This window comes from Planktothrix mougeotii LEGE 06226, assembly GCF_015207485.1.
Taxonomy (GTDB): Bacteria; Cyanobacteriota; Cyanobacteriia; order Cyanobacteriales; family Microcoleaceae; genus Planktothrix.
Window position 1 is genome coordinate 13,774 of record NZ_JADEWU010000062.1, and the last position, 21,856, is coordinate 35,629.

At 39.7% G+C, this 21,856-nt stretch carries 19 protein-coding genes, 1 tRNA gene and 1 pseudogene; 14 read left to right on the forward strand and 7 right to left on the reverse strand.

What is annotated here, in order from left to right:
- Positions 1–190 precede the first annotated feature (190 nt).
- The 8 genes from IQ236_RS20545 to gltS all read left to right on the forward strand — a co-directional run bounded on the left by IQ236_RS20545 (position 191) and on the right by gltS (position 10,531).
- A complete protein-coding gene (locus IQ236_RS20545) occupies positions 191–2,230 on the forward strand; it encodes a CapA family protein (protein ID WP_193871011.1) in 2,040 nt (679 codons plus the stop codon).
- 57 nt (positions 2,231–2,287) lie between these two features.
- A complete protein-coding gene (locus IQ236_RS20550; RefSeq protein WP_193871012.1) occupies positions 2,288–3,181 on the forward strand; it encodes an aldose epimerase family protein in 894 nt (297 codons plus the stop codon).
- Between the two features lie 69 nt (positions 3,182–3,250).
- A tRNA-Lys gene (locus IQ236_RS20555) sits at positions 3,251–3,322 on the forward strand.
- 435 nt (positions 3,323–3,757) lie between these two features.
- On the forward strand, positions 3,758–4,018 hold the full coding sequence (locus IQ236_RS20560) for a hypothetical protein (protein ID WP_193871013.1): 261 nt from the start codon (positions 3,758–3,760) through the stop codon (positions 4,016–4,018).
- A gap of 4 nt (positions 4,019–4,022) precedes the next feature.
- A complete protein-coding gene (locus tag IQ236_RS20565) occupies positions 4,023–4,469 on the forward strand; it encodes a type II toxin-antitoxin system VapC family toxin (protein WP_228041774.1) in 447 nt (148 codons plus the stop codon).
- A gap of 340 nt (positions 4,470–4,809) precedes the next feature.
- Positions 4,810–5,889 carry a class II fructose-bisphosphate aldolase gene (fba, locus tag IQ236_RS20570; protein ID WP_193871015.1) on the forward strand — a complete coding sequence of 360 codons (1,080 nt, stop codon included), beginning with the start codon at positions 4,810–4,812 and terminating at the stop codon, positions 5,887–5,889.
- A gap of 272 nt (positions 5,890–6,161) precedes the next feature.
- Entirely contained in the window at positions 6,162–9,257 is a 3,096-nt protein-coding gene (locus IQ236_RS20575) for a type ISP restriction/modification enzyme (RefSeq protein WP_193871016.1), read from the forward strand.
- 56 nt (positions 9,258–9,313) lie between these two features.
- Positions 9,314–10,531: a sodium/glutamate symporter gene (gltS, locus tag IQ236_RS20580; protein ID WP_193871017.1), complete on the forward strand. Its 1,218-nt coding sequence runs from the start codon at positions 9,314–9,316 to the stop codon at positions 10,529–10,531.
- Between the two features lie 48 nt (positions 10,532–10,579).
- Here the strand turns inward: gltS and IQ236_RS20585 are convergent.
- Together IQ236_RS20585 and IQ236_RS20590 are read right to left on the reverse strand one after the other, a co-directional pair.
- Positions 10,580–10,837, reverse strand: a pseudogene (locus tag IQ236_RS20585) (DUF29 family protein); the annotation flags it as partial.
- Between the two features lie 28 nt (positions 10,838–10,865).
- Positions 10,866–11,360, reverse strand: a complete 495-nt coding sequence (locus tag IQ236_RS20590) for a hypothetical protein (RefSeq protein WP_193871018.1) — start codon at positions 11,358–11,360, stop codon at positions 10,866–10,868.
- A gap of 305 nt (positions 11,361–11,665) precedes the next feature.
- Between IQ236_RS20590 and IQ236_RS20595 the strand changes: the two genes are divergently transcribed.
- From IQ236_RS20595 to IQ236_RS20610, 4 genes are all read left to right on the forward strand, one after another.
- Positions 11,666–13,099: a circularly permuted type 2 ATP-grasp protein gene (locus tag IQ236_RS20595; protein WP_193871019.1), complete on the forward strand. Its 1,434-nt coding sequence runs from the start codon at positions 11,666–11,668 to the stop codon at positions 13,097–13,099.
- A 54-nt stretch (positions 13,100–13,153) separates the two neighbouring features.
- Entirely contained in the window at positions 13,154–14,143 is a 990-nt protein-coding gene (locus IQ236_RS20600) for an alpha-E domain-containing protein (protein ID WP_193871020.1), read from the forward strand.
- The gene (locus IQ236_RS20605) at positions 14,140–14,988 is read left to right on the forward strand and encodes a transglutaminase family protein (protein ID WP_190521313.1); all 849 of its coding nucleotides are present in this window, start codon (positions 14,140–14,142) and stop codon (positions 14,986–14,988) included. Before IQ236_RS20600 ends, IQ236_RS20605 begins: the two co-directional genes overlap by 4 nt.
- 117 nt (positions 14,989–15,105) lie before the next feature.
- On the forward strand, positions 15,106–15,243 hold the full coding sequence (locus tag IQ236_RS20610) for a photosystem II reaction center protein K (protein ID WP_072722235.1): 138 nt from the start codon (positions 15,106–15,108) through the stop codon (positions 15,241–15,243).
- A gap of 115 nt (positions 15,244–15,358) precedes the next feature.
- Here IQ236_RS20610 and IQ236_RS20615 read toward each other — a convergent pair whose 3' ends face one another.
- The gene (locus IQ236_RS20615) at positions 15,359–15,916 is read right to left on the reverse strand and encodes a glutathione S-transferase family protein (protein WP_193871021.1); all 558 of its coding nucleotides are present in this window, start codon (positions 15,914–15,916) and stop codon (positions 15,359–15,361) included.
- Positions 15,917–15,977: 61 nt separating this feature from the next.
- Here IQ236_RS20615 and IQ236_RS20620 point away from each other — a divergent pair, with 61 nt between their 5' ends.
- Positions 15,978–16,820 carry an Rpn family recombination-promoting nuclease/putative transposase gene (locus IQ236_RS20620; RefSeq protein WP_228041775.1) on the forward strand — a complete coding sequence of 281 codons (843 nt, stop codon included), beginning with the start codon at positions 15,978–15,980 and terminating at the stop codon, positions 16,818–16,820.
- Positions 16,821–16,889: 69 nt separating this feature from the next.
- Here IQ236_RS20620 and IQ236_RS20625 read toward each other — a convergent pair whose 3' ends face one another.
- The 4 genes from IQ236_RS20625 to IQ236_RS20640 form a co-directional block, all read right to left on the reverse strand.
- A complete protein-coding gene (locus IQ236_RS20625) occupies positions 16,890–17,354 on the reverse strand; it encodes a hypothetical protein (RefSeq protein WP_193871022.1) in 465 nt (154 codons plus the stop codon).
- A gap of 323 nt (positions 17,355–17,677) precedes the next feature.
- A complete protein-coding gene (locus tag IQ236_RS20630; RefSeq protein ID WP_193871023.1) occupies positions 17,678–18,322 on the reverse strand; it encodes a calcium-binding protein in 645 nt (214 codons plus the stop codon).
- 30 nt (positions 18,323–18,352) lie between these two features.
- Entirely contained in the window at positions 18,353–19,276 is a 924-nt protein-coding gene (gene puuE / locus IQ236_RS20635) for an allantoinase PuuE (protein ID WP_193871024.1), read from the reverse strand.
- A gap of 230 nt (positions 19,277–19,506) precedes the next feature.
- A complete protein-coding gene (locus IQ236_RS20640; RefSeq protein ID WP_193871025.1) occupies positions 19,507–19,647 on the reverse strand; it encodes a hypothetical protein in 141 nt (46 codons plus the stop codon).
- A gap of 364 nt (positions 19,648–20,011) precedes the next feature.
- Between IQ236_RS20640 and IQ236_RS20645 the strand changes: the two genes are divergently transcribed.
- A partial coding sequence (locus tag IQ236_RS20645) for a Calx-beta domain-containing protein (RefSeq protein ID WP_193871026.1) occupies positions 20,012–21,856 on the forward strand: 1,845 nt, incomplete at its 3' end.

The following is a 21,856-nucleotide window of genomic DNA, read 5'->3' on the forward strand; positions in this document are numbered from 1 at the left end:
TCGCCAGCCCTGAAAAGCCTATAATAAACCTGGTAAACTTTTCTGAGAAAAGTTATAGCGTTATGTTGAAATCGTGCACTGCAATCATTGAGTATTTAACGAACTGTCCGCTACGATACAGGGTCAAGAGTATTGTGATTGATTAAACTAAACTGCAATCTAAATTTTTAAAGGAGAGGACAACATTCTCATGGTTTATGCAGAGTATTTAGGTCAACCTTCTATTTTTGAATTAGCCCGTTCTGGAGATTTAAGGGCAATCAGCTATTTAATTAATACCTATCTTAGACCAGAAGGCATCTCGGCAAGAGTGGCCCCCCCCGATCGCAAAGGCTGTTTACCCGTCTTGGTTGAATTTCAACAAGAACCGATGGCCGACAGCATTGTTAAGTTTATCTGTCACTTGCTGTGGAAACTCAACGCTCCCAACTTAGAAGGAGTGAAAATTGCGGCTCGCTATCAAGGAGATGGGGAAATTCTCTGGAAACAATCGGTGCGGCTGGTTACCCCAGCTAATCGAGTTCATCGAGAACAAACCCGGTGGTTGAACCTTGATGGCATTAAATTTAAAACCCTACGGTTAATGTTCCTGGTGGGTTCAGCCGTTTCTTCCTTCGTCTTAGGCTGTTGGGTGAGTTACTACGAAGTCACCGCCGAAAGGCTACCCCTGAATAATCCGGCTCAAGAAAATGTGGTGATGGTGGCACCGCCTTCTAAACGTTCTGATAGTGTCCAAGCTGCCTTAGAAGTGGTTCCTGTGGTTCAACACCAACAGGTACAAAATCCCCAAGACCCAACAGTTACTTTAGTATTTGGGGGAGATGTTACCCTAAGTGATCATTTTGAAACGATTATTGGCACAAATTATTCCTTACCCTTTGCCCAACTTCCCGAATATCGGGATGCAGATTTGGCGATGGTGAATTTAGAAAATCCCCTCACCCGTTCTACCCTGCGCCGTCCGAATAAACAGTTTAATTTTAAAGCTGATCCAGAAGCGGTTAAGGTATTAACAGAAGGTGGCATTGATATTGTTAATCTAGCCAATAATCACACCATGGACTATGAGGAATCCGGGCTAGTGGAAACCCTTGAAACCTTAGACCGGGCGGGTATTCATGCAGTGGGAGCGGGTCGAGATCTTAAAGAAGCTCGTCGCCCTACCATTATCGAAGTCAAGGGTCAACGAATTGCCTATTTAGGCTATTATGATGCCGATTTTCATGCAGCAGGTGAGGGTGTGGCGGGAACGAATCCACGTTATGATGAGCGGGTAGCAGCCGATATTAAAGCCATTCGAGATCAGGTGGATTGGGTGGTGGTTAACTACCATTGGGGGGTAGAACTCAATGATTATCCGGGAGACTGGCAAATTGATTTAGCTCGATTCACGATTGATCAAGGGGCGGATGTCGTTATTGGTCATCATCCCCATGTTTTGCAGGGTGCAGAAATTTATAAAGGTCGGCCGATTGTTTACTCCTTGGGTAATTTTATTTTCGGGGGCAATAGTCGGACAGACTATGAAACGGCTGTTTTAAGAGTTGCTTTAAATGATCATCGTAAAATGAAGGTAGAATTTTTACCCGTAGAGGTGACTCAATATCAAGCTAAGGTGATATCGGGAGAAAAAGGGGAGGATATTATCAAGCGGGTGGAACGACTTTCGCAAATTTTTGATCAACCGATGCAGTCCGTTGTTGTTTTGGACGCGCCCCCCCGTGACCTTAAATTGGTAGATGCTCCCTTAACACCAACGCAGGAACCGGCTTTACCGTTAGTGACGGAATCTCCAGCCCCCGATTCATCGCCACTGACGGCAATACCCACTCCTAAATCGGTTCAGAATCAGGACTCTCAACCGTCCGTGATCCAAGCACCCCTGTCCGATGAGTCAGTTTCTGTCTCTGAAGAGAAAAGCCCCTTACCCCCTAAATTGGAGGTGAAAACGGAGAGTCAAGATGACCTCAAACCTTATATTGAGGAACCTTTTATTAAAGATCCTTTTATTTCTCTGCCTTCATTTCCCCAAGCTCCTGCTCCAAGCTCTCAAAGTAACAAGAGTCCCAATTCTCCGATTTCGTTTCAGATTACGATTCCTCATCGGAATTCTGAACCGACTCTGCTGGAATCAACCCAGTCTCCCGTTGCGGTATTACCGAAGGGAAAGGAATCTCATGCTGAGATTAAACTGCCTTTGCAGTCTGAACCTTATCGAGCTATCGGGTGATATTCGGGCTGCCATCGGTTAAGTTTATTGATCACTTATTAATTTTTAACTATCACTGTGTTTGCGATCGCATTAAAGCCCCATCAACAATATAAAACCTACGTCCTCTCGGATCAGGCTACCCAGTCTAGCCTAGAAGTTGTCCCAGAACGAGGAGGAATTATTACCCGTTGGCAAGTCGGGGGTCAGGATTTACTGTATTTAGATACGGAACGATTTGCTAATCCTGATTTAACGGTACGGGGGGGAATTCCGATTTTATTCCCCATTTGTGGCAATTTACCCGATGATACCTATACTTATCAAGGTCAACGGTATACCCTCAAACAACATGGCTTTGCTCGGAATTTGCCCTGGACGGTGGTACAACAAGCAACGGATGGCGGTGCGTCAATCACGTTGGTATTAAAAAGTAATGCTCAAACTCGGTCGGTTTATCCCTTTGATTTTGAAGTGGAGTTTACCTACACCCTCAAAGGTAATGCTTTACAGATTTTTCAACGCTATACTAACCTCTGTGGCATGATGGACAATCTACCCCCGCAAACTATGCCTTTTTCCACGGGGTTACATCCCTATTTTTTAGCGTTGGATAAGGAAAAATTAGCCTTTGAAATTCCAGCGATGCAGTATCGGGATCAACGCACTCAACAAACTCAGGTGTTTACAGGGCGGTTTGATGCGGCAGAGGAGGAAATTGATGTGTTGTTTAGTCCCTTAACGGGGTTAGCGACAACAACCCTTGATCAAGCTCGGAAGTCGAAAATTATCCTGAGCTATAGTTCGGCTTATTCCAGTGTGGTGTATTGGACACTCAAGGGCAAGGATTACTATTGTTTGGAACCTTGGACAGCCCCCCGTAATGCCCTGAATACGGGAAAATTATTGACCTATCTCAAGCCGGGAGCTAGTTGTGAGATGCTCGTTCACCTCAGCGCAACTTTTTTTTAATCCCCCCTTGTCAACCCCAAAATGTTGTGCTACTATTAGAAACTGTGCGTGAGAAAAGAAAAAACACGCGGGTCGCTAACTCAACGGTAGAGTACTCGGCTTTTAACCGATTAGTTCCGGGTTCGAATCCCGGGCGACCCATATCATTAATCAATGCACTTCTAAGCAGTGGAGATTAGGATTTTCTAAAAGCTCTTGTAAGGAGTCACTAATTTTCGACTTAGGTTTTGATCAAAGCGTAGTTTCAAGTATTACTGACCAAAGCAACTAAACTAGGGCTTAATATATAGTGTGATGATGAGCGATCGCAGAATTCCCAAAAGCCAACATCGACACTTGACAAAATAAACTTTATGTGATATGAGAAAGTTGAAAGCCGATACAAGCCAATAAGATTAATGGTTGTGGGCTTTTCGGGGCTTAACTTAGAGTGATTTGAAGTTCCTTACCTGTGGCTATGAGATTGAAGCCCTGAAGGGCTTACTACAATTTTGAAGCCCTGAAGGGCTTACTACAATTTTATAAAATAATGATTAACTGGATAATTATGCTCAGTTAATTCTGAAATAAACAACTATGAATACAGTTCAATTACGCCAGAAAATTGAAAAGCAACTCAATCAACTGTCACCTGAAAGACTGGCTCTAGTCAGTGAGTTTCTGGACTCTATCGAGCCTGTAGAACCTATTGAGTCATCTTTATTGCGTAAACTATCCCCCATTAAAAGAGGCAAAACAGCTAAAGATTTACTAAAATTCGCCAAAACTTGGCAGGGTGATGACCTAGAAGATTGCCTGAATTTCGTACATGAGACTCGTTCAAAAACGCAGTTTTAAGCCCATGTCTTATCTACTGGATACGAACCACTGTAGCTATATTATTAATGGTAACTCTCAAGTAATTGATGCCTTAAATGCTCATGGCAATGACATTATTGGGATTAGTATTATCACTTATGCTGAATTGCTGTACATGACGGATAAATCGCAGAAAGCGGTGCAAAATCGGATAGTAGTTGAATCCTTTTTGAATCAGATTGACCTGTATTTGATAGATGAAGAAACTGCTATTATTTATAGTAGGATTAAAGCATCAGTGTTTAATCAATTTGCCCCAAAAGATAAAAATAAACGTCGCCACACCAGTATGAGTAACTTGGGATTTACCGACCATGATCTTTGGATTGTCGCCACAGCGATTCAACACGGACTAACTCTAGTTTCCACCGATAATGATTTTAAACGCATCAACCAAGTTGAGTCATTCTCTTGGGAATCCTGGGTTTGATCTACCAGAAACCCGGTTTGTATTCAAACTCAGGGTGATTACTTGACAAAATCCAGATTTTGTGTATAATCTGCACGACCGGACAATATCAATGGTTGTAAGCTTTTCTGGGCTTAACTGAGAGTGATGCGTGAAGTTCCTTACCTGTGGCTATGAGATTGAAGCCCTGAAGGGCTTACTACAATTTTGAAGCCCTGAAGGGAAGGGCTTACTACAATTTTGTTCACCAAATTTGACAAATTTCTGATCTGAACCACCGGAAATGACCAAATTGTCTTAAGATTGTTTTAATTAAGACGGTCTCGGAATAAATTTAGACAACGACTTAGGAGGAGATTTTATGGCGCTCGTACCCATGCGGCTTTTGCTGGATCATGCGGCTGAGAATGATTATGGACTTCCTGCATACAACGTTAATAACATGGAGCAGATCCAAGCGATTATGCAGGCTGCGGAAGAAACCAATAGCCCTGTGATTTTGCAAGCTTCTCGCGGCGCTCGTCAATATGCAGGTGAAAGCTTCCTGCGTCACCTGATTTTAGCAGCAGTGGAAACCTATCCCCACATCCCCATTGCCATGCACCAAGATCACGGCAACTCTCCCGCCACCTGCTATTCTGCGATGCGTCATGGCTTTACTAGCGTGATGATGGATGGTTCTCTCGAAGCTGATGGCAAAACCCCTGCCAGCTTTGAATATAACGTGGCTGTCACCTTGGAAGTGGTGAAAGTGGCTCACTCCATTGGCGTTAGTGTTGAAGGTGAACTGGGTTGTTTAGGTTCCCTGGAAACCATGCAAGGTGACAAAGAAGATGGTCACGGTGCAGAAGGAAAGTTAACGATGGAACAACTGTTAACTGACCCTGACCAAGCGGTTGAGTTCGTGGAAAGAACCCAAGTAGATGCTTTAGCGATCGCCATTGGTACCAGTCACGGAGCTTATAAATTCACTCGGAAACCCACCGGAGAAATTCTGGCTATTAGCCGCATTGAAGAAATTCACCGTCGCTTACCGAATACTCACTTAGTGATGCACGGTTCTTCCTCCGTTCCCGAAGATCTCTTAGCGATGATCAATGAATACGGTGGTAAAATCCCTGAAACCTACGGGGTTCCTGTGGAAGAAATTCAAAAAGGAATTAAGAGCGGTGTCCGTAAAGTTAATATTGATACGGATAACCGTTTAGCCATTACCGCCGCCTTCCGTGAAGCTGCGTTCAAAGATCCTTCTAACTTTGATCCTCGCCACTTCCTGAAACCTTCTATCAAATACATGAAGAAAGTTTGTGCGGATCGTTATAACCAATTCGGTTCTGCGGGTAATGCAGATAAAATCAAAGTTCAAACTTTAGATGAATTTGCAGCTAAATACGCCAAAGGTGAATTGAGTGCTTCTACTAAAGCGGCGGTTGCTGTTTAATTAGACTCTCAATTTTAACGTTAAATCGTCTAAGTTGATTAATTGAAAGCCTGGTTTCTTCAATAAGAAGCCAGGTTTTTATCGTAGTAAGCCCTTCAGGGCTTAATTCCTACACTGTTACTGTTACAGATTTTAAGCTATTACGCATCTAAATCTAATACAAAGACGGGCAGGATGCCCATCCCACAAAAAGAATAACTTTTATTAAATCAAAGATTGTATTGACTTTAACATGAAAGAATTAGCAAAGATAGTCTGAGGGCTTGTTTCCTATGGTGACGCTAAACTTGAAACCCACCCATAAACCTGTTAAAGCTTATTATGACGCTTTACAACAGTTTGCGAAATTGGGGGTTTCCCATGAATTAGCGGTGAAAGATGCCTTTACAGACCTCTTAAAAGCTTGTTGTCAACAATTTGATTTAACCTTAATTCCTGAAAAACAAATTAAGTTAGCCAACGGTAAAAGTATTCGGGTTGATGGTGCTTTAGTTCGGGATGGAAGTATTAGATATGGCGTTTGGGAAGCCAAAGATAGTCATGATAAATTAGACCGAGAAGTAAAACAAAAGTTTGCGGTAGGTTATCCGAAAGAAAATATTATTTTTCAATCTCCTGAACGTGCTATTTTATGGCAAGGAGGAAAACAAATTTGTGATGAGGATATTACGAAACCTCAGATTTTAGTTGAGACGTTAAAGTTATTTTTTGAATATCGCACCCCTGAAATTGCCCAATGGGAAACCGCCGCATCAGAATTTGGGGGACGAGTTAAAGATTTATCGGGTAAATTGATTAATTTAATTGAAACTCAACGGAAAACAAACCCGAAATTTATTCAAGCGTTTAGTGAATTTACGGACATTTGCCGTCAAGCTATTAACCCGAATCTTTCCGAGGCGGCGGTGGAGGAAATGTTAATTCAACATCTGCTAACGGAACGAATTTTTAGACAAATTTTTAATAATCCTGATTTCACCCGTCGCAATATTATTGCGGTGGAAATTGAAAAGGTAATTCAAGCATTAACGTCTAAATCTTTTAGTCGAGATCATTTTTTAGGGGAAGTTGATTATTTTTATCGTGCTTTGGAAGATGCGGCTCAAACTATTGATGAGTTTAGCGATAAACAGCATTTTCTGAATACGGTTTATGAGAAGTTTTTTCAAGGGTTTGCGGTGAAAGTTGCGGATACTCACGGAATTGTTTACACACCGCAACCTATTGTTAATTTTATGGTGAAAAGTGTTGAGGATATCTTACAAAAAGAGTTTGGCAAGTCTTTCAATGATAAAGGAGTGCATATTCTTGACCCATTTGTGGGGACGGGTAATTTTATTTTACGGGTGATGCAGGAAATTAGAAAAACTGCCCTTCCCTATAAATATGAACAGGAATTACACTGCAATGAGGTGATGTTATTACCTTATTATATTGCTTCGATGAATATTGAGCATCAATATTTTGAAGCAACGGGTAATTATAAAGCTTTTGAAGGGATTTGTTTAGTTGATACGTTTTCGGATCAACAGGTTCAACAGTTATCGTTATTTACGCCAGAAAATACCGCTAGGGTTCAACTTCAAAGAAGTTCACCGATTTTTGTAATTATTGGAAATCCGCCTTATAATGCGTCTCAATTGAATGAAAATGATAATAATAAAAATCAGAAATATACGAATAAAAAAGATAAAACCGGAATTGATGATCGAATTGCTGCAACCTACGCTAAAGATTCAAAAGCAACATTAAAAAGATTTCTTTTTGATCCTTATGTCAAAGCAATTCGTTGGGCTTCGGATAGAATAGTAGATGAAGGAATAGTTGCTTTTGTAACTAATAATAGTTTTATTAATGCTCTTGCTTTTGACGGCATGAGAAAACATTTAGAAAAAGATTTTGATTTAATTTATATTATTGATTTAGGAGGGAATATTAGAAAGAATACAGATCGATCAAAAAGTATTCATAACGTTTTCGACATTAAAGTTGGAGTCAGCATTAACATTTTTATTAGAACAAATAGATTTAATCAGTCTAAGAATACAAAAATTTATTATGCTAGTGTTGGTGAATTTTTGAGAAAGGAAGAAAAGTTTAATTATTTAAACCAACATCAGCAATGGGATACGATTAAATGGCAATTAATAAACCCTGATAAAAAGAATAATTGGTTAAATGAAGGATTAAAAAATGATTTTGATATATTTATTCAGGTAGGGAATAAAGAAGCTAAACTTTCTAAAAATCATGATAATGGGATAATTTTTAAGATGTTTAGTTTAGGAGTTAGTACAAATAGAGATGCTTGGGTCTATAATTTTAATTCTGATGAATTAGTAGCCAATATTCAACGCATGATTTCCACTTATAACGAACAAGTTAGGAAATGGCAAGATCGCAGCGATAAATCAGTTGACGTAGATAATTTTGTAATTTGTGATGATCATAAAATTAGCTGGAGCAGAGATTTAAAAAAAGATTTAAAAACAGGAAAGTCCCTAGAATTTTCTCAAACTAGAATAAGGCAATCACTTTATCGTCCATTCGTAAATTGTCATCTTTATTTTGCAGATGGTTTAAATGACAGCCCCGGTAAATTTCCTTTAATATTCCCTACGCCTGAAACTGAAAAAGAAAATGTGATTATTTCTATTGCTGGCGTTGGTGATAGAAAAGGATTTGGTTGTTTTATCAGTCAATTTATTATTGCTTTAGATTTTGCTTTTGAAAAAGCTCAATGTTTTCCATTCTACACTTACGAAAAAGACGGAACAAACCGAAAAGAAAATATCACTGACTGGTCACTCAAACAATTTAGAAACTATTACCAAGATCCGACTATTACAAAATGGGATATCTTCTATTATACTTATGGATTATTGCATCATCCCACCTACCGAGAACGTTACGCCGCCAACCTCAAACGAGAACTTTCTCGCATTCCCTACGCACCCGATTTTCGAGGGTTTGTTGATGCGGGAGAACAATTAGCAGATTTGCATCTTAACTATGAACAACAACCCGAATATAACCTTAAATTTATTGAAAATGATCAAGTTCCGTTAAATTGGCGAGTTGAAAAAATGAAACTCAGTAAAGACAAAACCCAAATTATTTATAATGAGTTTCTCACGTTAAGCGGGATACCTCCAGAAGTGTTTGAATATCGCTTAGGAAATCGTTCGGCGTTAGATTGGATTATTGATCAATATCAAGTTAAAATTGATAAACGCAGTGGAATTGTTAATGATCCGAACCGTTTAGATGATGAACAATATATTATTAGGTTAATGGGTCAAGTGATAACGGTTAGTTTAGAAACCGTTAAAATTGTTAATGATTTGCCCGATTTGGGATTATGTTAAGAGAAGAAGCCCTTCAGGGCTTACTACGATACTATCAGGAATTAAGTTTTTACATCATGAATATTTTGCAACTTGATCTACGCGAAACGGTAATTGTGGCGATTTTGGTTTTGTATTTGGGGAAATATTTAACCCACAAAATTAAATTCCTTCAGGATTTTAATATTCCTGATGCTATTTCAGGTGGTGTTCTGGCTGCCTTATTGTTTAGTCTTTGTTTTGGAGTTTTTCAGTATAAAGTTGAATTTGATCTCAATATTCGGGATGGTTTATTGATTATTTTTTTTACAACTATTGGGCTTTCTGCTCAATTAAAAACCCTGGTAAAAGGGGGAAGACCGCTATTAATTTTGTTAGTCATGGCGATCAGTTATCTAATTGTACAAAATATCACGGGGGTTGCGATCGCAGCGTTAACGGGGTTAAAATTGCCTATTGGTTTGCTGGCGGGGTCGATTTCTCTGAGTGGAGGACATGGGACGGTGATCGCCTGGTCGCCTCTATTTAAGGAGAGTTATGGAATTGCTAATGCTGCGGAAATTGGCATTGCCAGTGCGACTTTTGGTTTAGTGTTTGGGGGAATTGTTGGTGGCCCCATCGCCAAATTTTTAATTAACAAAAACCAACTCCAAGCCAATAACCCAAATCAAGATCTGAGCATTGGTATTAAGGACGATCAGAAGAATGTTATAATTGATTATAATACTATGCTGAATTCGGTTTTAGTGATTGGTCTTGCTATTGGTTTGGGACTACAAATTAATGCGATCGCTACCGCTATCGGTTTAAAATTACCTGTGTTTGTGGGTTGTTTATTAGCTGGAATTATTTTAACGAATACTGTACCTTTGGTCTTTAAACACTTTCCTTGGCCGTCTGATACTCCTTCTCTGGCTTTAATTTCTGATGTGAGTTTGGGGTTATTTTTAGCGATGTCTTTAATGAGTTTACAGTTGTGGACATTGGTAGACTTAGCAGGGCCAATCGCTTTATTATTGTTCGTACAGTTATTAATGATTACGGTTTACACAATCTTTGTGGCGTTTCCTGTGATGGGAAAAAACTATGATGCGGCGGTGATTTCGGCTGGATATTCGGGACTCGCATTAGGGGCGACTCCAACCGCAATGGCTAATATGACCGCCGTAACTGAACATTTTGGAGCTTCACCTCAAGCCTTTATTATTGTTCCTTTAGTCGGGGCTTTTTTTATGGATATTGCTAATGCTCTTGTAATTCAAAATTTCCTCAATTTTTTATCGTTTTATCAATAATCGGTATTCCATGCTTCACCTCCAGGTAACTGAGTTAAATATTGATCTATAAGAAGTTTTATTATCTTTGAGGTTTAACTTTCTGATTTCTACAATTGATCCTGCCATAGAAGCAGCCCAAGAATTGGTTAATCGTTGTTCAATTTGATTTTTAATTAAATGTATCATTAATCGAGTTAAAAACGATTCTATATTCCGTAAAATTGCTTGTTTACCCATTCCCTCTAACTCATCGATAATCCCTAATGCGTCCTGATAACGTCCTTCAATAATAAAGGTTTTTAAGTCTATTAATTCCTGTACCATGATGGTGTTCTCCTCATTAATTAATATTTTAAGATCTATTAAGATTCAATATCCGTCGCCCTTGAGTTTTCAAGAATAATAAAACCGGAAATTGATAAGCTTCTGCCATTAACCACAATAGAATAAACAGATGAAGGAGAAAGGCTAAAATTGTCCAGATGAGGGGAAACCAACTCCAAACATTACCCGGAATAGGCGGAAAAATTAAGGCGGATAAACCAATTAAACTTGGAGGAAATAAAACAAAACTAAGAGCAATAATCCAATAAATCCAACTGAGTTCGAGATTGCCTAAATGTTCACCTTTCCAGGTTTTTCCTGTCCAACGCCAGGTTAAAGCTGGTTCTCGATCTGCGAGTTTTAAACTTTGTGTTTCTAGGTTAATCGTAAAGATATGATGACAGACATCACACCCTAAAGCTTCCATTAAGGTGAGATTAGAAATCTGACCACAACGACAAATCGGACAAGTATAAGTTCCTTCATAACTTAACGGATTTTTGGGGCTGTGACTGTTGAACATTGATCCCTGTGGTATAAAATTACAAAACTTTGCAAAAAATCTTAACTATGTTTTTAGATTAGAAGGAGATAATTGTTTGATAATAAGAACAGGTCTATTTTAGAGAATCTTCCCCTAATAATACAAGATGTCTTCAGGAAGAGTTAAAGGGAAACTTGGGGTTTGATGCAGATTCCAGCCTAATTCCCTGATCCCTGTTTGGGATCAAGTTCAAGGGTTTGGAGATTTGTATCAGAAGCTACAGTTAAGTAGTCTCTCAAACTTTTATATCTCAATTATATTGTAATCAATTAGGATAAAAGCCAGTGCGATTTCAATCCTACGATCCAGGTGAATTCTACGATGAACTTTTTGTAGCTAAAGGACAACCTCGTCCTTACGCAGCCGCGTTAATTGATCGGATTAATTCTCTATCCCCTGGAGATTTAGAAATCCGACAGGAAGCGGCTAAAACTGCGATGATGAAATTAGGGGCGACATTTAATGTTTATAGTGATAGTCAAGGGACAGAACGTATTTTACCCTTTGACTTAATTCCTCGTATTGTTTCCGCTTCAGAATGGGCTTGGTTAGAACGGGGATTAAAGCAACGAATTCATGCCCTGAATTTATTTATAGATGATATCTATGGAGAACAGAAAATTATCAAAGATGGGTTTATACCTGAAGAGTTAATCTATTCTTCTAAGGGATTCCTCAAACCTTGTATGGGGTTAAAAGCACCCAAGGGGATTTGGTGTCATATTACGGGAACGGATTTAGTCAGGGATAAAGAGGGGAAATGGTATGTTCTTGAAGATAATTTACGCTGTCCGTCCGGGGTTTCCTATGTCTTAGAAAATCGTCGGGTCATGAAAACAACATTTCCTCAAATTTTTGCTAAATTAGGGATTCAACCCGTTGATGAATATCCCAGTCATTTATTAGATTCGTTGCTGAATTTAGTGGGGACTCATATTAGCAATCCCACCGTTGTTGTCTTAACGCCTGGGATGTATAATTCTGCCTACTTTGAACACTCTTTTCTGGCCCAACAAATGGGGGTAGAATTAGTGGAAGGACGGGATTTAGTGGTGAGTGATGGTTATGTGCAAATGCGAACCACTAAGGGTTTACAACGGGTTGATGTAATTTATCGTAGAATTGACGATACGTTTATTGATCCGTTAGCTTTTAATCCTGAGTCAATGTTAGGGGTTCCAGGGTTAACGGAAGTGTATCGAAATGGTCGAGTTGCGCTGGCGAATGCGTTAGGAACGGGGATTGCTGATGATAAAGTGATTTATGCTTATGTTCCCCAAATGATTCAATATTATTTAGGAGAGGAACAAATTTTATCGAATGTTCCAACTTATTTATGTTGGGAACCCAAACAACTTGATTATGTTTTAGCAAACCTCGATCAATTAGTGGTTAAAGCGGCTAATGAAGCGGGAGGCTATGGGATGTTAGTGGGAACCCAATCAACAGAAGCAGAACGCCTAGAATTTGCAGAAAAAATTAAAGCAAATCCTCGAAATTATATCGCCCAACCCACCCTATCTTTATCACGAGTTCCTACTCTATTAGGAGATACCTTTGAAGGATGTCACGTTGATTTAAGACCCTATGTTTTATATGGTGAAAATATTTACGTTCATCCAGGGGGATTAACCCGTGTGGCGATGAAAAAAGGGTCATTAGTGGTTAATTCTTCTCAAGGAGGGGGGAGTAAGGATACTTGGGTTTTGTGTGAATAAAAGCTCAATCGTTAATCATCAATCGTTAACCGTCAACCGTCAAGAATTTTAAATATGTTAAGCCGTGTTGCAGATTCTATTTATTGGTTAAATCGTTATGTAGAACGGGCGGAAAATATTGCTCGTTTTATTGATGTGAATCAAAATTTGTTATTAGATTCTCCCTCTGGGGTTCAACAACAGTGGAAACCGATTGTTGTGACAACGGGGGATTTAGAACTGTTTAAAGAACGCTATGGAGAAGCGACAGAAGAAAATGTCATCCGATTTTTAACGTTTGATGCTAATTACCCGAATTCTATTTTATCTTGTTTACGGGCGGCTCGTGAAAATGCTCGTTCTGTTCGGGAAATTATCTCCTCGGAAATGTGGGAACAAGTCAACGAATTTTATCTGATGGTTCGAGATGCGGCGATGGGAGAAAGTTACTATCAACTCTCGGATTTCTTCTATCAAGTCAAAATGCGCGGACATCAATTTGCAGGGGTCATGGATGCTACCATGTCTCATAATGAAGGCTGGCATTTTGGGAATATGGGGAGGTTATTAGAACGGGCGGATAAAACCTCTCGAATTTTGGATGTGAAGTATTATATTTTATTACCTTCAGTTAATGATGTCGGAACAACCATTGATGAAATTCAGTGGATTTCTTTGTTAAAATCTGCCAGTGCTTATGAAATGTATCGCAAACGCAAACAACACCGAATTACACCGTCTAGGGTTGTAGAATTTCTGATTTTAGATCGGGAATTTCCACGCTCAATTGAATATTGTTTACTACAGGCAGAGCGATCGCTACAATGTATTACAGGAACTAGCCCTGGCACTTGGCAAAACCCCGCAGAACGAGAGTTAGGAAGGCTACGTTCTGAGCTTGATTATATCACAATTGAAGAAATTATGCAAGAGGGAATTCATGAATTTTTGGATGATTTACAAGATCGAATGAATCGCGTCGGCGACCGAATTTTTGAAGCCTTTTTTGCCCTTAAACCGGTTGCAAGTCCCCTGATATTGAGTCAAACTCAAGTGAGTTCATGATCTATAATATTACTCACCTTACCCATTACACTTACAGTCAACCTGTTACTTTAGATCCCCATCTCATTCAGTTACGCCCTCGTTCTGATGCGTTTCAAACGGTACAAGAATTTTCTGTAGACATTTTTCCTCAACCTCAAGGGAGATCAGATTGCTTGGGATTAGATGGAAATAATGCCATTAAAATTTGGTTTTCCCAACCCACTCAAGAATTAAAAATTAAGGTTAACTCCCAAGTGGAAACCCACTGTACTAACCCCTTTCATTATTTATTAGAACCTTGGGCTCTGGAGTTGCCGATTGTAGATTATCCGGCTCCTATATTGAGTCATTTACAACCCTATTTACAACAACTTCCTGATCCGATTATTACCCAACTTGCTCAAGAAATTTGGCATAAAACCCAAGGACAAACCCTCACTTTTTTAAATGAATTAAATCAAAAAATTCATGAGACTTGTCAACATATTATTCGCCCTCAAGGTCGTCCCTTACCACCGGGGATCACTTGGACACAACAGTTTGGTTCCTGTCGAGATTTAACGGTTGTGTTTATGGAAGCGTGTCGGATGATGAATTTAGCGACCCGCTTTGTTAGTGGGTATCAAGAAGGGAATTTAAACCGAGAAAAACGGGATTTACACGCTTGGGCTGAAGTTTATTTACCCGGTGCGGGATGGCGAGGGTATGATCCGACTCAAGGATTAGCCATTAGCGATCGCCATATTCCCTTAGTCGCCACAGCCATTCCCCGCCACGCCGCCCCCATTAAAGGGACATTTCGGGGTATTGGTGCCACCTCCCAGATGGAATTTCACGTTTCAATTGCCAAAATAGAGGGTTAATGGTGCGTGCGTTGCACTGACGCACCCTACATCATAAAATTCGTGAGTTGCCATGACCGAGCATGGTAAAATACCTTAAAATTCGCCCACATAATTTTTAGAGAGGTATATTAATTCATGGAAGCAGCACTGCTTTTAGCAAAGCTACCCGAAGCTTACTCCATTTTTAGTCCTGTCGTTGACATTCTGCCTGTTATCCCCGTCTTTTTCCTGTTGTTGGCTTTTGTTTGGCAAGCCTCTGTGGGATTCAAATAAAAAAACCAGTTTAAGCTATCAGCGTTAAGCTGGAAAATTGTGGAGGTTTACTCAATCTAGGGTTTAACTTCCCGGTCTTTCTAACTCAACGTTGATAGCCATTCTTAGGTAAATATTACTTCCTGCTACCAATGGTTTTTTGAAATGCAGGTCTTTCCGTTAACCGTTTAATATAGTCTAAAACAGCCGGATAGGGGCTTAAATCCAACTTCAACATAATCGGAATATAAGCCAAAATCGAACCCACTGCAATATCGGCAACATTCAATTCATTCCCCATTAAAAAGGGTTGTTTCGTCAGAATTTCATTCAAAGGATTGAGTAAACGGGGCATTTCTTTTTCCCGATTTGCTTCTATAAAAATTCCCGTTCCTAACGTTGCATTTCCAAATAATACCCATTGATAAATTTCGGCTTTCTCTTCGGGAGAATTAGGGAGTTTACCGTGTTTTTCGGCTAAATATAATAAAATCGCTCCCGACTCCCACAGCTTAAAATCGTCCTCAACAATTGCGGGAACTTTACCAATGGGATTGATCGCCATAAATTCTGGTTGTAGGTGTTCTCCCGCTTGCATATCTAAGAGAATAAACTCGTAGGGAACCCCGATTTCTTCTAAATACCATTGCACAATTGAAGCCCGACTACGAGCACCACCATAGAGTTTTAACATTGATGTTTATCCTTTTTTAAGATGAGAAGTCTTTTAAAAAGTTTATCATTAAATTATCAAGATGAGGGAAGGAAAAGGAAGCGTGTTTGATAATATCTGCAAATTTATCGCGGAGAATTTTTCTGAGGATTTAGCCAGTTGGTTATTGGGTTCTCCCATACAGTTAACCCAACTGAGTCCAACGGAGTTATCCTTAGAACCGATTCGGGCAGATTCCTTAATTTTACTACAATCCGATGAGTTAGTATTGCATACGGAATTCCAAACTCAACCGGATGCCATAATGCCCTTTCGGATGTTAGATTATCGAGTAAGGGTCTATCGACGGTTTCCCCAAAAGGTGATGCGTCAGGTGGTGATTTATTTACAACGAACTAACTCCCCCTTAGTTCAACAAAATACCTTTAGACTCGAAAAAACCTCCCATGAATTTGAAATCATTCGTCTCTGGGAACAGCCCACAGAGGAATTTTTGAGAGTTTCTGGGTTATTACCCTTTGCGGTATTAAGTCAAACTAATGATCCCGCCCAGGTATTAACTCAAGTCTCTCAAATTGCTGAACAAATTGCAGATCGGCGCGTTCAAAGTAATCTGATCGCTGCATCTTCAATTCTCGCCGGATTAGTGTTAGAAACCAATGTCATTCAACGGATTATTAGGAGTGATATTATGCAAGAATCAACGATGTATCAAGAAATTTTACGACGAGGTAAAGAACAAGGTCGGGCTGAAGGTCGCGCTGAAGGGCTTACCGAAGGTCGGGCTGAAGCAATGCGACAAGTTGCGATTTTATTACTTCAAATGGGGATGAGTTTAGAACAAATTTCTCAAACAACAGAGTTAACGGTTGAACAAATTCAAGCGTTACAACAGAGTCAACAACAGGACAATCAAAATAATTAAAGATTGAGGTGATATCCTTTACCCTAGACTAATGTTAAAGGATATCACCCTAACTTAAATCTCAACAAACTAAAGAACTTGGTGAGTATAAGCGTGTTGTTTTACATTATCTTCAGTGCGAATAATACGCTCAGAATTTAACACCCGTTTTCGTTCTAAGGAGTAATTAAATTCTTTAAAATTTGCTCCTAAAGGAATATGAAGTTTAGCTTGAGGGCGATTTTTATAGGTGCGAGTTGCAGCGATCGCGCGATCGGTAAAATTTTCACAAAAATGGGCATCTGTTGCCAATTCTGGGGGAATTTTAGCTTCTCCATTACTTAAAATAGAACCCAATGTTACAGCATAAGCAATTGAATAGGATGTAGGAACTCCTTTCAAAATAGCTTCCAAAGCCGCTGAGGGAATGGGTTCAACCACTTGAACTTGATGAACTTCCCCATCTTCTTTAATAAAACAGGTTGCTAAACCAATGACGACATAATCATCAGTGGAGATATCAGGGGCGTTAGGATATGCTGTTGCAGTTGTCATAGAAATTAAAGGGTTCAGAATTCCAAAACTAATTTAATTCGCTGGTTGCATTGTACCAAGTTTCCATAAAAGCCCTAGGGGACAAGAATTAGATGGTTAAAGTGTCTAAACCCTTACGGGACTTAAACAACAGAGAGATTGTAAAAGTCGGAGAGCTTCATATTTTGCTAAAACTTTTAACTAAACTTTATATTAAGGACAAGACTTTGAGAGTAGGGGTCACTACAGGCGCGCCATTGCTTATCTCTACTGGAGTGAGGATCAAAGCAATCATTAATGTCCTAGCGACCCGGTGCAACTGCTATAGATTAGAGCTATTTTATTTAAGGGAGAATTTGAAAATCGTTACTGCTGAGACTATTAGCAGAAACATTAATTAAGGTTGCTAAAAGTTGGTTAGTGTTAGTGACCCGAATCAGGGTATTATTCGGATCAGAAACTAAAGTTAATTGTGCAAAAGTTAATCCTCCCATTAACCCAATCAAATCTTCACCTGGGGTAAAATCATTAATTGTATCACTCCCTAAATTGTTGGCGAGGATAAAGCGATCGCGTCCTGTTCCTCCAATTAAGGTATCATCACCTTTATCCCCATATAACCAGTCATCCCCATCATTTCCCCGCAGAATATCGGTTCCTTGACCGCCAAATAAAGTATCAGTTCCGACATCTCCCGTCAGGTCATCATTATCTAAATTTCCATATAATAAATCATCACCACTCCGACCATCTAAAACATCATTATTTTGTCCTCCATAAAGGCTATCATTGCCTTCATTTCCGACAACCGCATCATTACCCAGATTTCCGTTTAACCAATCATTTCCTAAATTTCCCGATAGAAAATCATTACCGGAAAGTCCTAAAATTAAGTCATCTCCTGCATCTCCTAATATTGTATCACTTTCTTCAGTTCCTAATAACAACTGAAAGGTATTATTATTCAAAGTAACCGTTGTGTTTGCCATATTAATTTAGGGGTTAAAGTTAATGAATCTTTAAGTGTGGTTTCCGGCGATAGGTTTATGATACTCATGCCAATGTTGAGCAATATCAATCCGACGACAGATCCAAACCCGGTCATGGTTTTGAATATAATCTAAAAAGCGAGCTAATGCTGCTGCCCGTCCGGGTCTACCGACTAAACGACAATGTAATCCAATACTCATCATTTTAGGTGCGGTTTCTCCTTCAGCATATAACAAATCAAAGGCATCTTTTAAATAGGTAAAAAATTGTTCCCCACTGTTAAAGCCTTGATTCGTTGCAAACCGCATATCATTATTATCCAGGGTATAAGGAATGACTAAATGGGGTTTTCCATAGTCATAAACCCAATAGGGTAAATCATCGGCATAACTATCAGCATCATACAAAAAACCGCCTTCTTCTACAACTAATTTACGGGTATGGGAACTGGTGCGTCCAGTATACCAACCGAGGGGTCGAGTTCCCGTAACTTCGGTATGAATGGCGATCGCTTTTTGTAAATGTTCCCGTTCCATTTCTTCATTAAAATATTTATAATCAATCCAGCGATACCCATGACTGGCAATTTCCCAGTTTGCTTCTAACATGGCTGCAACAGCTTCTCGGTTGCGTTCTAAAGCCATTGCAACTCCATAAACGGTCAGGGGAATATGACGTTGGGTAAACAGCCGATACAGTCGCCAAAACCCGGCTCTGCTGCCATATTCATAGATAGATTCCATGTTCAAATGGCGCAATCCTTGAAAAGGTTCAGCCCCAATAATTTCTGATAAAAAAGCTTCTGAAGCTTGATCACCGTGTAGAATACAATTTTCGCCACCTTCTTCATAATTAATTACAAATTGTACAGCAATTCGCGCTTGATTCGGCCATTTTGGATCGGGGGTATGGCGACCATAACCGATCATATTTCTTGGATAGTGTTTAGACATTTGATCAATTTCCTCCTAGTAATGATATTGAGTTTTTTATTAATGCTAAAGAACGGCAAATTCAGTGTCTTAAAGTGTTATAATGATTTGTAGCCCAGTACAATTCTATCTTTGTCACAGGCAAGATGCCTGTTCCACGGTAAATTTGAAGAGTCGAAGGTGATCAACCGTCTCAACTTTAATGCCTGTTTCCAGTAAGGACTGTTTTAAATAGGAGTAATCGCCTCCCATCAAAGTAGGGTGTGTAAGCGCAGCGCACGCACCATATTACTAAAATTGATATTAATATAAAAATGGGCGATCGCAAAGACAATAATATTAAAACAATAAATTGGTAGATGTTGGGGTGTAGCGAGGGAGGACGCTCGCACTGCTTTAGGTCATAAAATCATAACTGCTATAGCAATCCGAAATAGGTTGTGGCAAAATCCCGTACATAAAAATTTTGGGAAAATCAAAAATTTGACCCCACAGCACAAAACTCAAACTCAGTCAAACGGAACTGTACTGACTTTAAATGACCTGAAAAATAAGGGTTGTAGACTTTTAATCATAATTCTCAAGTTTAAATTTCGCAGAATAACTCAGTATAATTACCGAGAAATAGACTTTTTAGTCGTTTAAAACACGAAAAGTCTGTAAAGTTTCCGTATAATCTACAATTGACAGGCTTATGAATTGTAGAGTTTAATTGAATTTAGCTGAGATCAGCTATCAAAATATTATTTAAGTGATATGCTTTTAGAATTTGGTGCAGAACAAAATAACCTGTTGGTTGATTCCTCTCTAAAATTGACTTCTAGCCCCGGAATATCTCTTTTCAGAGTAAGTCAATCTTTCTTGAGTGATATTACAGTTCAACAGTTAGAACTGAAATTACAGCAGTTTGCCACTAATCCTGAATTAACAGATAAGATAGATCAAGCTTTTGGGAACAATTGGGACATTCAGAAAGCCCAAAGTTTAACCCAAGATTGGCTGACAGGGGAATTTAAAGGGCTTCCTGAGATTAAAATTGTTTCTCAAGCCGACATTAATGGGGCAAATGGGGCGTTTGCCGATGCCATAGATACCATTTACCTCTCACGAGAGTTTTTAGCCCAGAATACGGCTAACCCTGAAGCGGTGGTTGATGTCCTATTAGAAGAAACGGGACATTTTATTGATTCAGTTATCAATTCTACCGATACCCCAGGAGATGAGGGAGAACTATTTGCTGCACTACTTCAAAGCAAAACCTTAACCCCAATTCAACTGGCAGAAATACAGGCAGAAGATGATACCGCCACCGTTGTCATAGACGGTCAAACTCTTGTTATTGAACAGGATAATACTTTAAGCACTGCTTTTGATGTTGGAACTCTCAGTGGTACACGCTCATTTAGCGGTTGGGTTGGCAGTACAGATACCAATGATTACTATCGTTTTTATGTCGGGAGTAGCAACAATCTTAGCCTGAATCTCAATGGATTAAGTGCAGATGCAGATGTGCAGTTACTCAATAGTAGTGGTGGTGTGATTACCTCTTCTGCCTATGGTGGTTCAACGGCTGAATCTATCACTCAAAGCTTAAATCCTGGCACTTACTATGTTCGGGTTTATCGTTTTAGCGGTGATACCAATTACAACCTCTCTCTATCCGTTCCCACCACTACACCCACTAATGTTACAATTACAGCCTCAGATAGTAGTGCCGCCGAAACCCTATCAGGACAAACTGCTAACCCCGGTCGTTTTACAATTACCCGTACAGGTACTACCAGTAACGCTTTAACGGTTAACTATACTGTTGCAGGAACAGCGACAAAAGGCACTGATTATAGTAATCTTACAGGCAGTCTAACGATTCCTGCGGGTTCAACCACAGCAACTCTACCCGTTAACGTAATTGATGATAGTACCGTTGAAGGTTCAGAAACATCAGTTGTGAGTTTATCAAGTAGTAGTGCTTACACTTTGGGAAGTACCTCTAGTGCTACCGTTACGATTGCAGATAATGATGTCGCAGCCATTAACATGGGTGTGAATCAAACATTATCAGGTAGTTTAAGCACCACAGACCCCAGTAACCCAACTCGCACGGGTGGTTACTACAAAGATGATTATCGTTTAACCGGAGTTACTGTTGGTCAACCGGTGAAAGTTAACCTCAACTCCAGTGCTTTTGATGCTTATGTACAAATCATCAATCAAGCTACAGGTGCAGTCGTAACTTACAACGATGATGCTAACGGGACAAACAATTCTGAGTTAACGTTTACACCCCAGTCAGGTGTAAATTATTTAGTCCGAGTCACCAGTTATTATTCAGGGATCACAGGAGCTTACAGCCTTTCCACCACTTCCACTCCACCCACTACTGTTAGCATTACAGCCTCAGATAGCAGCGCAGCCGAAACCCTATCAGGACAAACTGCTAACCCCGGTCGTTTTACAATTACCCGTACAGGTACTACCAGTAACGCTTTAACGGTTAACTATACTGTTGCAGGAACAGCGACAAAAGGCACTGATTATAGTAATCTTACAGGCAGTCTAACGATTCCTGCGGGTTCAACCACAGCAACTCTACCCGTTAAC